Origin of the sequence: Enterococcus mundtii (assembly GCF_002813755.1) — a bacterium.
GTDB classification, from domain to species: Bacteria; Bacillota; Bacilli; order Lactobacillales; family Enterococcaceae; genus Enterococcus_B; species Enterococcus_B mundtii.
In genome coordinates this window covers 2625182-2636781 of the sequence record NZ_CP018061.1, presented here as the reverse complement: position 1 = coordinate 2636781, position 11600 = coordinate 2625182, and the positions used below count along the sequence as shown (strand labels likewise).

The window sequence follows — 11600 nt, the reverse complement described above, 5'->3', positions numbered from 1 at the left end:
AAATTTTTTGGGGGAGGAAAAATAAATGAATAGTATTTTAGATCTATTGATCGATATTGCGAGTACACCAGCAATCTTAGTGGCATTGATTGCTGTATTGGGGAATATGTTGCAGAAAAAAGATGTGGCAACGACTGTTAAAGGCGGAATCAAGACTTTTGTAGGATTTCTGGTTGTGACAGCTGGTGCAGGAGTCATAGAAAGTTCGTTGGCGCCATTTGGAGAAATGTTCCAAGTCGCATTCAATATGCAAGGAGTTGTTCCTAATAACGAAGCGATCGTAGCGTTAGCTCTAACTACCTATGGAACATATACAGCACTTATTATGTTAGCGGGAATGGCATTCAATATTTTGATTGCGAGAATCACTCGGTACAAATACATTTATTTGACAGGGCATGCAACGTTATACATGGCATGTATGATTGCAGTCATTTTAAGTGTAACAGGCATGAGTACGTTTAGTCTGGTTTTATTCGGTGGGTTAGCGCTAGGCATCTGTAATACGATTTTTCCAGCAATCGCACAACCGTTTACACGTCAAATCACAAAAAATGACTCTGTAGCTTTAGGTCATACAGGGAACTTTGGCTACGCATTGAGTGGTTTGATCGGTAAGTATGTTGGAAATAAAGAAAAATCAACAGAAGACATCAATTTTCCTAAAGGGTTAGCTTTTTTACGTGACTCAACAGTGAGTATCACGATTACGATGGCAATCGTCTATGTGATCGTTGCGTTGTTTGCCGGAAGTGACTATATTACTACCACATTGAGCGATGGCACGAATTATATTATTTATGCTTTACAACAAGCGGGTTCATTTGCCGCAGGTGTTTTTGTGATCTTAGCCGGTGTACGTTTGATTTTAGCTGAAATCGTTCCTGCATTTAAAGGAATCTCTGAAAAATTAGTACCGAATTCGATTCCAGCGTTGGATTGTCCAATCGTGTTCCCTTATGCACCAAATGCCGTATTGATTGGCTTTTTAACAAGTTTTGTTGGTGGATTAGTTAGTTTAGTGATCATGGTCTTTACCGGGACAACAGTGATCATTCCTGGCGTAGTTCCTCATTTCTTCTGTGGCGCGACAGCCGGTGTTTATGGAAATGCCACTGGGGGTGTACGTGGCGCGGTCATCGGTTCCTTTGTCCACGGGATCATCATTAGCTTCATGCCGATCTTGTTGATGCCAGTAATGGGCGATCTTGGGTTCCAAGGTTCGACTTTCTCAGATACAGATTATGGTGTTTCAGGGATCTTTTTAGGAAACTTAGCAAATATGGGCGGACAAATTGCAGTTATTTCTGGTGTGGTCGCTGTACTTGCTGTTTTGATCGGTTTGACACTTTTAAAGAAAAGTAAAAAATCAGATACAGTCGCAGAGTAAGGGGGTATCATTTTGACCATCAAAGAAGAGCAACTAAAAGAACTGGAATTATTAGCAACTAAAATACGATTAGATACATTGATCAGTATCAAACATATGGGGCAAGGGCATTTAGGTGGTTCATTTTCGATCGTTGAGTTGTTAGCCGTCTTATACGGTAAGCAGATGAAGATCGATCCTAAAAATCCACAATGGGAAGAACGTGATCGGTTGGTCTTATCTAAAGGACACGCAGGAGCTGGATTATACAGTGCTTTAGCAAATGTTGGTTATTTTGACAAAGAATGGTTACTGACGATCAATGAAGGTGGAACAAGACTGCCTTCTCATCCGGATCGCCAAAAAACACCTGGTGTTGATGCAACTACGGGTTCTTTAGGTCAAGGGACTTCAATGGCTGCGGGGATCGCTACAGGTTTTAAGCACGCTAACAAAGACAACTATGTGTACTTGATCGTGGGAGATGGAGAGTTGAATGAGGGCCAGTGTTGGGAAGCATTCCAATATATCGCCCATTTTAAATTAAATCATTGTATCGTGATCATCGATGATAATAAAAAGCAATTAGATGGAGCCACAAAGGACATCCTTGACCCGTTCGATTTACAGAAAAAAATGGAAGCATTCGGTTTCTATACCTTAAAAGTAAAAGGTTCCGATATACAAGCCATTGATGCTGCAATCAACAAATGTAAAGAAGTAACTGATCAAGCAGTTTGTATTGTACTTGATAGCGTGAAGGGGCAAGGGGTTCCGTATTTTGAAACTTTAGCTGCCAATCATTCCGTGAAATTCAATACGGAACAAGTCAACCAAGCAGCAGATCAAGCAATCCGAACATTAGAAGAAAAAATCGAGAGGATGTGATAAGGGATGTTCCATTTAACTAAATCGACAGCGATCGAAAAAGAATTACGAACTTGTGTCGTGGAAACCATCAATGAATTGATGGAAAAAGACGAGAAAGTCATTGCGTTAGATGCTGATCTAGGTTCTGCAAGTGGTTGGACAGCGATTGGAAAGGAACGCCCTGACCGCTTTATCAATATGGGGATTGCCGAAGCAAATATGGTGGGCGTCGCAGCAGGATTAAGTTTGACGGGGTACACGCCATTTATCCATACTTTTGGTCCATTTGCGACACGCCGGGTATTTGATCAACTGTTTATTTCAGGAGGCTACGGCGGGAATACCATCAATATTTATGGTTCAGATCCGGGATTTGCCGCAGGGCATAACGGGGGAACTCATACGACTTGGGAGGATGTAGCCTTAATGAAAGCCATCCCTCATTCCGTAGTATGTGATGCGGCAGATGACGTACAAATGGCATGGATCATCAAAGAATTTCATCAACTGTCAGGAATCCATTATGTACGAGGAAATCGTAAAGGCGTCACGCCTGTTTATGAGAAAGGTTCAACATTTGTATTAGGCAAAGGAAATGTTTTGCGTAAAGGAACGGATTATCTGCTGATTGCAGCAGGGCAACTCGTTTCTGAAACATTACAAGTCGCTGAACAATTGATGGAAGAAGGAATCAGCTGTGAAGTGATCGATATGTTTACCATCAAACCGATTGATCGAGAGTTGATCCTCAGTGAAGTAATTGGTAAGAAAAAAATCGTAACCATTGAGAATCACTCGATTACTGGCGGTTTAGGTAGTTCAGTCGCTGAAGTTCTTGCAGAAGAAGGGATTGGCGTTCCGCTGAAACGAATCGGTGTCAATGAACGTTTTGGTCAAGTTGGCACACCAGATTTCTTGCAACAAGAATTTGGGTTGGATGTTGAGAGTATTAAAAAGCAAATAATGGAATAAGTCAGCGTGTTGAATACAATTATTTGATAGCGAAAAGGAGTAATGAAGGGTAACCCTTTTTTACTCCTTTTTTGAGTTGATGATCTATTAGTAGTACAATGGATTTGGATAGGATAAATATGTTGTCTTATGTTATAAATGTGAGGAAATGAAGCGTGTTGATTAACGAATAAGGAGATGATCTATGAACATCTACAGCTTTTCTAATTAGAACGAAACATGTACATATATTCTTTAGGATTTGTTATTTAGAGGTAAAATGCTTTCTGGCTAGAGCATAAAAAAATTTTATTGACCGATTATGGAAACAAAAAGAGAAACCCGATCAATAAATATTAGATGGAGGAACAGAAATTGTCGAAATCAATAAAAAATATCCTTATAGTAGGAGTAGGTGTGGCTATGTATTTATTTACTGCATATGTCTATCGCCATGTGAGCGTGTTTGCAGAGCCTTTGGATCAAATGTATCAATCGGATTCTACCATTGTTCAAGGGTTTGCCAATTTGATGATCTTTCTATTATTTACTCCCGCACTAAGAGTCATTAGTCTTCTTATCTGCTTGGTTTTGTTAGTTGTTGTCAATAAAAAAAGAAAGAAGGATCATTCTGCTGTTTAAGGAAGTTAGTCCGGCAGTGTGTATTATTTATAACTTAATAGAAGTAATTAGAGAATTGTAGGTGTTTCAAGTAGCCGACGATTCTCTTTTTTATACAGTTGGCAAACAATATATTTTTATGTTTAATAATAAAAATAAAAAAACATGAAAAAAATCATAGTAAATTTACTTTTTATTGTGCATGAAAGAGCAATAAAGCCTATAAAACAAGCGCTTTTTATTATAATTAACGCACTTATTAAATAAAAAATAAATAGTGTTGTATTACCACTCAAAATAAATTTACTAAATAAAAACATGGCATACTGTGTTCAACAAATCGATTTGTATCAAATAAAAAAACAAAAAGGGGAACAAAAAATGAAAGTGTTCACAAAATTATTGGTAGGAGCATTTGTAGCAACAACGTTAGGAGTAGTCGGAGGAAGTCAAACAGTCTCGGCAGATTTGGATCAAAACATACCAGGTTCTAATGTTGCGGACGCCTTTAAAAATAAAGTGGTGAGAATTGAAAGTGCAATGGATTTGGGAAGGACGTTAGATTGGGATCAATCCAATCTTGACCAAGTGATCATGTACAATAATACTGGCTCATGGAATCAAAAATGGAATATGTTTTATGATGCTAGTGCAGATACATATACTATCTCAACTGATCCTCACCAGATCAATGGCCATATCAGATCAGCAGAATTGGCTGTATCTGACAAAGTTTTTGATAGTCAAGGAAATCCAAAGATTGCTACGACTGGATTAAAAGTAAATTGGAAACTCTACAGAGTAGGTGATGCTGTGGGTGCGGGTGTTTATGTTTTAAAAAATGTTGAATCGGGTAAAGTATTAGATCTGGAAAATGGCAGCCCGTACGACACGAAAGGCCTAGTCGCACGTGAAGGACAAGGTACTGGAACTGCTAGTCAACGATTTGTTCTTAGAGTAGTGGGCAACCTTTGATCCTTAGCTAGCTTTATTTCATTTAAATTGAAGAAAAACAAAAAAAAAGACAAAAAACAAAAAGGGGAATAAAAAATGAAAGTGTTCACAAAATTAATGGTAGGAGCATTTGTAGTAACGACATTAGGAGTAATCGGAGGAAGTCAGACTGTCTCGGCAGGCATAGAAGAAAATATACCAGGATCTAATGTTGCTAACTACTTTAACAACAAAGTTGTAACGATTCAAAGTGAAATGAATAGAGGGAGGGTATTGGATTGGGATCAAAGTAATTTAGACCAAGTGATTATGTACAGTAATGCTACCTCATGGAATCAAAAATGGAATATGTTTTATAATTTTGCTACTGAGACGTACACTCTCTCAACTGATGCTCATCAGTTCAACGGATTTATCAAATCAGCATCCTTATCTGTATCTGAAAAATCTTTTGATAGCAAAGGAAATCCAAGAATTGCAACGACAGGTCTAAATTCAAATTGGCGATTGTATAAAGTAGGTGTAGATGATCTTTTAGGTGATGGACTTTTTGTATTACAAAATACTGAAACAGGTAAAGTACTGGATATTGAAAATGGCACTCCTTCACAAGGTCAGAAATTAGTTGCTACCGAAGGAGAGGGTCGTGGTACGTCAAGTCAAAGGTTCCGTATTCATATTGTAGGAAATGTTTAACCATATACAATATATTTGATTTGAAAAAATAGTAAAAAAGACATAAAACAGTTTACCTTGTTTTGTGTCTTTTTATTTTGTGTGATACACACATCTATTATTTAATTTGAAAGCAAAGATAAATGGCTATTTCCGGAATGAAGTTGTGGATTCGTTGCTTGCAATGGATGGCTTTCAAACAGCTGATAGCTGTCTTCTTTTCCTTGACAGATCGCCATGATTTGGCGAACACTGTTCATGCCTTCAACTAATACTCCAAAATTTTGTTCACGATTATAATTATAAACAACAGCAGATGGATGTTTCTTTATTCCCATTTCACGGGCCATTTTTTGGTCTGAGAAAAATGCTTCTTTGACAAATTCAGATTGGCGATCTTCTTTGAACATGTTTAGATCTCCAATTTCTGAAAAAATCGATTCAGAAAGCTGTTGAGAATATGGAATTTTTTTACAACTGACTGCTTCTTGTAATCGGCTAAGAAATTGTCTTCCTTTTTTCTTTCCTTGAAAATGCGCAGCTTTGCAATCTAATGCGGCTGAATAAGTAATGGAAAATAGTTTGTTGCGCTCTTCAAGATTAGTTTGAGAAATCCCGTTAGTCTGCATGACATCCCCGATTGTCTGCAAGTTAACTAGTGGAAGAAAACGAAATTGTACTTTGTCTTTCGGCTTCTTTCCATATTCCTCATCAATAAATTGAACGAGCTGTTGCTCTAAATGAAAGCAGTTTTTCCCCAATGGATTAACAAAAAAATAGATTTCGATCATACGAATCTCCCCCAAATTAGATTCTATGCAAATCATGAATAATATTCACAACGTATAACTTACCAGAAAATCCCGAAAAAATGAACTCATGAGCCTTATGAAAATGATAGAGTTCTAATTTTTGGCCTCAAACATTCGTTGGATTTTATTTTTTGAAGGATGATAAGGAATTCCTTGACGTTGAAGGAAGTGCTCAAATGCTACTTTTCCACTGGCAGCATCAGTGACTTCTAATTCTAATTCATAGTCGTGAAGTTGTTCCCCCCAACTTTCGTCAATGGCTAACAAGCCTTCATCAATAGGAAATTCAACACGCTTAGTCGTCAGTTCTCCGATTTTGAACAATTGATTGGAATCGATCGATAGCTCATGAAGTTTTTTTAAAACAGCGCCCGTTCGTGGCAGTGTCTGTTCCTCGATCATTTTAGTGGCTTCTTGGAGCGTATAGGTGTCTGTTGTTTCCAATTTTCCTTCTGTAGTTGGTGTTTTTAATGTGTACTCCGCATAGGTATCTAATAAGCGGATACGTAACCCACAACCACGCTGTTTTAATTGGAAATCAGGCGTATCATAATAAATATTGGTTTGGATATGGAAGGATTCCGTTGTAAGTTGATAGTGCGAAAGCAAACGCGTGTAATCTTCCTTAGTTAGCAATGTTTTAAATTCGATCTCTAACATTTCAGTCATTGGCTTCGCCCCTTTTCTTTTATTTTGCCTAATTTTTTGTTTTTGGTCAACTTCAAAGACAGAAGGTGCAAAAAAACTATGTTTATATGTTAGAATATCTATGAATGTTAACAAAGTAGAGGTATAGATTATGGAACGAGACTGGGAAGAGTTTTTAGCACCTTACGAACAAACAGTATCAGAATTAAAAGTAAAACTAAGAGGAATACGTAAACAATTTAGAGAACAAAATCGCCATGTCCCAATCGAGTTTGTGACGGGGCGGGTCAAACCGGTAGAAAGCATCGTTACCAAGTCTCAATTGCGTCATATCCCAATGGCGCGTTTAGAGGAAGAAATGTCAGATATTGCTGGGTTAAGAATCATGTGTCAATTTGTAGAAGATATCCATCAGGTGGTTGAGATCATCCGTAACCGAAAAGATATGAAAGTATTACAGGAACGGGATTATATCACCAATAAAAAAGCGAGTGGGTATCGCTCGTATCATTTAGTGATCGAATATCCAGTCCAATTGATCAGTGGTGAAAAGAAGATCTTAGCAGAAATTCAAATTCGAACGTTAGCGATGAACTTTTGGGCAACGATCGAACATTCGTTGAATTATAAATACCAAGGTGTATTTCCGGAAGAAATGAGTGAACGATTACAACGTGCAGCAGAAGCCGCGTATCAACTCGACGAAGAAATGTCGAATATCCGTGAAGAGATCCAAGAAGCACAACGGTTATTCTCACATGGCAGAGGCAAATCTGAAGATGCCTATTATCGCTCATTGATCAATCAAGAGAATAAACATGAGGAGGCAAAAGATGAAGGTAGCGATCGTTCATAACAAGGAACCAAAAACATTAGCAGTCACCGAACGATTGAAAAATCTTTTGGCTCAAGCAAATATCAAGATCGATGATCAACAACCAGAGTTAGTGATTTCAGTTGGCGGGGATGGGACGCTTTTAGCCGCGTTCCATCAATTTAGCCATGCTTTGAACGATGTGCGCTTTTTAGGCGTCCATACAGGTCATTTAGGCTTTTATACGGACTGGCGAGACTATGAATTAGAAGAACTAGTCGATAGCCTGAAAACCAATCGTGAACAAAGTGTCAGCTACCCGTTGTTAGATGTTCGAATCAGCTATTTAGATGATAAGCCTGATCAACATTTTTTTGCTTTGAATGAGTCAACAATCAAGCGTTCTAACCGAACGATGGTAGCAGATGTATATATCAAGAACGAACTATTTGAAAGCTTCCGTGGTGATGGTTTGGCGTTGTCTACGCCTACAGGATCGACTGCGTATAATAAGAGTGTTGGTGGGGCTGTGATCCATCCAAGTATCAATGCGTTTCAATTAGCAGAGATTGCTTCATTGAATAACCGCGTTTTTCGTACGCTAGGTGCGCCAATGGTCATTGCTCAAGATGAATGGGTAGAAATTCGTTTAGAGAATACCGCAGATTATTTGGTGACGATCGATCAATTGGACGTTTCAAAAAATAATATACGAGCCATTTATTATCGGATTGCAGAAGAAAGAATCCACTTTGCTTCTTATCGACATATGCATTTTTGGCACCGTGTGAAAGATGCCTTTATTGGTGAGGTTTAGCAATGGAGTTTACATGGATCTATGAAAAAGAGCAAGCGCAACAAGTAAAATATTTTTTAAAAGAAAAAGGGATCTCCAAAGGGCTACTAGCGAAAATCAAGTTTCAAGGCGGCACGATCATGGTCAATGATCAGGTTGAGAACGTCTTGTTTTCTTTGGCTCAAAATGATAAGGTAACCATTGTGATTCCAGCAGAAGGCGAGCATGAAACGGTTCTTTTAGACGAAACACCGATCGAGATCGTTTATGAAGATGAACATCTCTTAGTCGTCAATAAACCAGCTGGAGTATCCTCGATACCGGCACAATACCATCCTAACGGTACGATGGCGAATCGAGTGAAAGCTTATTATAAACAACAAGGCTATGAAAATCAGGTGATCCACGTAGTGACTAGACTAGATCGAGATACTTCAGGATTGATGCTTTTTGCAAAGCATGGTTTTGCTCATGCAAAATTAGACGTACAGCTTCGCGAAAAGAAGTTCGTCAAAAAGTATCAAGCCTTGGTCAGTGGCGATGTGGCTACGTTAAAAGCGCATGGGCAGATCGATTTACCAATTGCTCGTGATATGACATCATTATTAAAACGTAAAATTTCTTCTACGGGGAAAAGTGCGCAAACGGAATACTGGTTAGAAAACAGATCAGCAGAGATTGCACTCGTTGATATCCAATTGCATACGGGGCGCACGCATCAGATCAGAGTGCATTTTTCTGCGATCGGGTGTCCTCTTTTAGGCGATGACATGTATGGGGGAAGGATGGATCAAGACATAGTTAGACAGGCTTTGCATTGTTATGACTTACGGTTCTATCATCCGTTTACAGAAAAATTATTAGAATTCAAACAGCCTTTAGCAAAAGATATGGCAACAATAGTGAAACGATTTGAAGATTAAGGTGAGGTGAGATTGGTTTGGACGAAAATCAAGAATTAGAGGAAAGATTTGCCCAGTTAGCTCAAGATCTAAGAGAAAACAATATTCAGGATTTTAGAAATAACTTCTTGGAGATGCATATCTATGAACAGGGGCAATTCTATCAATCCCTTAAGGAAGCAGATCGTCAACAGATTTATACCTATCTTTCGCCAAAGGAATTGGCGGACATGTTCGATGTCATTGAAGAAGACAACGAATATATGAAGGAATATTTAGCAGAAATGCGTCCTAGTTATGCCGCGGAAATGCTCTCAGAGATGTATACCGATAACGCGGTCGATTTGTTGAATACATTAGATAAGAAACAAGTGGCGAAATATCTTAGCTTGATGACAGCAGAAGATGCGAGTGAGATCAAAGACCTCCTGCATTATGAAGATGAAACGGCTGGGGCGATCATGACGACCGAATTTATCTCGATCGTTGCGAACCAAACCGTTCGTTCGGCGATGTATGTCTTGAAAAATGAAGCAGATGTGGCAGAAACCATCTATTACATTTATGTAGTCAATCAAGACAATCAACTTGTTGGGGTTATCTCGTTGCGTGATTTGATCGTCAATGATGATGATGCGATGATTTCTGATTTGATGAGTGAACGGGTATTATCTGTTCACGTAGGCGATGACCAAGAAGATGTGGCACAAACTTTCCGTGACTATGACTTTCTTGCGTTGCCTGTCACGGATTATGATGATCATTTATTAGGGATCGTGACTGTCGATGATATCATCGACGTTATCGATGATGAAGCAGCGAGTGACTATTCTGGATTGGCGGGGGTCAACGTCGAAGAAATCAATGAGAATCCAGTAAAATCAGCTTCTCGCCGCTTACCTTGGTTGATCACTTTATTATTTTTAGGTATGTCAACTGCCTCTTTGATCAGTCATTATGAAGAATTAGTCAGTGAAGCAAGTATTTTAGCTGTCTTTATTTCTTTGATCACAGGAACGGCTGGAAACGCCGGTACACAATCGTTAGCGGTCGCTGTACGTCGCCTAGCGATTTCAGATGAAAAAGATCAGGGCTTTGTTCGGTTGATCGTGGCGGAAGTATTGACGGGTTTAGTGACCGGCGCTGTGACTGGCCTAACGATCTTCTTGATCGTAGGATTTTGGAAGCAGAACTTTATTCTAGGCTTTGTTATCGGTATTGCGATGCTATTTGCGATCACAGTGGCAAATCTTGCGGGAAGTTTGATCCCGATGTTGATGGATCGTTTAGGCTTTGACCCTGCCGTTGCCAGTGGGCCATTTATTACCACCTTGAGTGACTTGACCAGTGTATTGATCTATTTCAATATCGCTTCGTTGTTTATGGGGTATTTTATGTAAGATAATAGAGTAAAATAAGCGAAACGATTCTTATCTCAGACAAGAGTCGTTTCGCTTATTTTTGTTTATTCAGATAAAGGAACGATTTTGGTACCGTGGACTTCGTGGACTTCTAAAGCATCAGCAACTACTTGTGCATTTTCTGAAGTGATACCACCACCAGGTAAAATGATGATTCGTCCGTCTGCATGAGTGATCAACTGTTTTAAGTGTGCAAAATTATCTTCGATGTTTGTACCGGCAACACCACCATGTGTCAAGATACGATGAACGCCATGTTCAACCAACCAATCGATGGCTTCGTATTGACGTTCTTGAGGAATCGCATCAAACGCCATGTGGAAAGTGATCTGTAAGCCTTCTGCGGAGTCGATCAAGACTTCCAGTGCTTCTTCATCTAACCATCCAGAAGGAGTCAAGCAACCGATCACTACACCGTCAGTGCCTAGTTTTTTGGCTTCAATCAAGTCAGTGTGCATGATTTTCAATTCGATATCATTATAAACAAAATCGCCACCACGTGGTCGAATGATCGTCATGACAGGAACACTTTTTTCATTAGCGTAGCTCAATACTTCTTCAATGACACCAGTACTTGGTGTCGTGCCACCTACTGCTAGGTTGTCACATAATTCGATCCGATTGGCTCCATTTGCGATGGCTAACGGGATCGATGTATAATTCTCCGCACAAAATTCTTTGATCATATTCTTGCTCCTTTATTATGTCTACTTTTGTTGAAATTATACCATAGTTTTTACAGTTGCTAAAGCGCTCTTCAAACGGTA

General features: G+C 39.0%; 13 protein-coding genes. 10 read left to right on the top strand and 3 right to left on the bottom strand.

The genetic code is table 11. From position 1 onward, the window contains the following. Nucleotides 1–25: 25 nt before the first annotated feature. From EM4838_RS12370 to EM4838_RS12345, 6 genes are all read left to right on the top strand, one after another. Complete coding sequence (locus EM4838_RS12370; protein ID WP_071866474.1) at nt 26–1390, top strand: PTS ascorbate transporter subunit IIC; 1365 nt, start codon at nt 26–28, stop codon at nt 1388–1390. 12 nt (nt 1391–1402) lie between these two features. Continuing rightward, the gene (locus EM4838_RS12365; protein ID WP_071866473.1) at nt 1403–2257 is read left to right on the top strand and encodes a transketolase; all 855 of its coding nucleotides are present in this window, start codon (nt 1403–1405) and stop codon (nt 2255–2257) included. A 6-nt stretch (nt 2258–2263) separates the two neighbouring features. Beyond that, nucleotides 2264–3211, top strand: coding sequence for a transketolase family protein (locus tag EM4838_RS12360; protein ID WP_071866472.1), 948 nt, complete (start codon nt 2264–2266; stop codon nt 3209–3211). A 354-nt stretch (nt 3212–3565) separates the two neighbouring features. Continuing rightward, on the top strand, nt 3566–3832 hold the full coding sequence (locus EM4838_RS12355; RefSeq protein WP_019722328.1) for a hypothetical protein: 267 nt from the start codon (nt 3566–3568) through the stop codon (nt 3830–3832). A 360-nt stretch (nt 3833–4192) separates the two neighbouring features. Then, complete coding sequence (locus tag EM4838_RS12350; RefSeq protein WP_071866471.1) at nt 4193–4786, top strand: RICIN domain-containing protein; 594 nt, start codon at nt 4193–4195, stop codon at nt 4784–4786. Between the two features lie 75 nt (nt 4787–4861). Beyond that, nucleotides 4862–5461 carry an RICIN domain-containing protein gene (locus EM4838_RS12345; RefSeq protein WP_071866470.1) on the top strand — a complete coding sequence of 200 codons (600 nt, stop codon included), beginning with the start codon at nt 4862–4864 and terminating at the stop codon, nt 5459–5461. A 101-nt stretch (nt 5462–5562) separates the two neighbouring features. Here EM4838_RS12345 and EM4838_RS12340 read toward each other — a convergent pair whose 3' ends face one another. Together EM4838_RS12340 and EM4838_RS12335 are read right to left on the bottom strand one after the other, a co-directional pair. After that, on the bottom strand, nt 5563–6231 hold the full coding sequence (locus EM4838_RS12340) for a DsbA family protein (protein ID WP_023520411.1): 669 nt from the start codon (nt 6229–6231) through the stop codon (nt 5563–5565). 114 nt (nt 6232–6345) lie between these two features. Next, on the bottom strand, nt 6346–6921 hold the full coding sequence (locus EM4838_RS12335) for a CYTH domain-containing protein (protein ID WP_071866469.1): 576 nt from the start codon (nt 6919–6921) through the stop codon (nt 6346–6348). A 130-nt stretch (nt 6922–7051) separates the two neighbouring features. Here EM4838_RS12335 and yjbM point away from each other — a divergent pair, with 130 nt between their 5' ends. The 4 genes from yjbM to mgtE are packed head-to-tail and all read left to right on the top strand — an operon-like array spanning nt 7052 to nt 10812. Further along, complete coding sequence (gene yjbM, locus EM4838_RS12330) at nt 7052–7756, top strand: GTP diphosphokinase (protein ID WP_019722324.1); 705 nt, start codon at nt 7052–7054, stop codon at nt 7754–7756. After that, nucleotides 7734–8531, top strand: coding sequence for an NAD kinase (locus tag EM4838_RS12325; protein WP_010734258.1), 798 nt, complete (start codon nt 7734–7736; stop codon nt 8529–8531). Before yjbM ends, EM4838_RS12325 begins: the two co-directional genes overlap by 23 nt. A gap of 2 nt (nt 8532–8533) precedes the next feature. Further along, entirely contained in the window at nt 8534–9433 is a 900-nt protein-coding gene (locus tag EM4838_RS12320) for an RluA family pseudouridine synthase (protein WP_071866468.1), read from the top strand. Between the two features lie 17 nt (nt 9434–9450). Then, nucleotides 9451–10812 (top strand): magnesium transporter, encoded by a 1362-nt coding sequence (gene mgtE / locus EM4838_RS12315; protein ID WP_071866467.1) that lies wholly within the window; start codon nt 9451–9453, stop codon nt 10810–10812. A 65-nt stretch (nt 10813–10877) separates the two neighbouring features. Here mgtE and EM4838_RS12310 read toward each other — a convergent pair whose 3' ends face one another. Continuing rightward, nucleotides 10878–11519, bottom strand: coding sequence for a copper homeostasis protein CutC (locus tag EM4838_RS12310; RefSeq protein WP_071866466.1), 642 nt, complete (start codon nt 11517–11519; stop codon nt 10878–10880). Between the last annotated feature and the right edge of the window lie 81 nt (nt 11520–11600).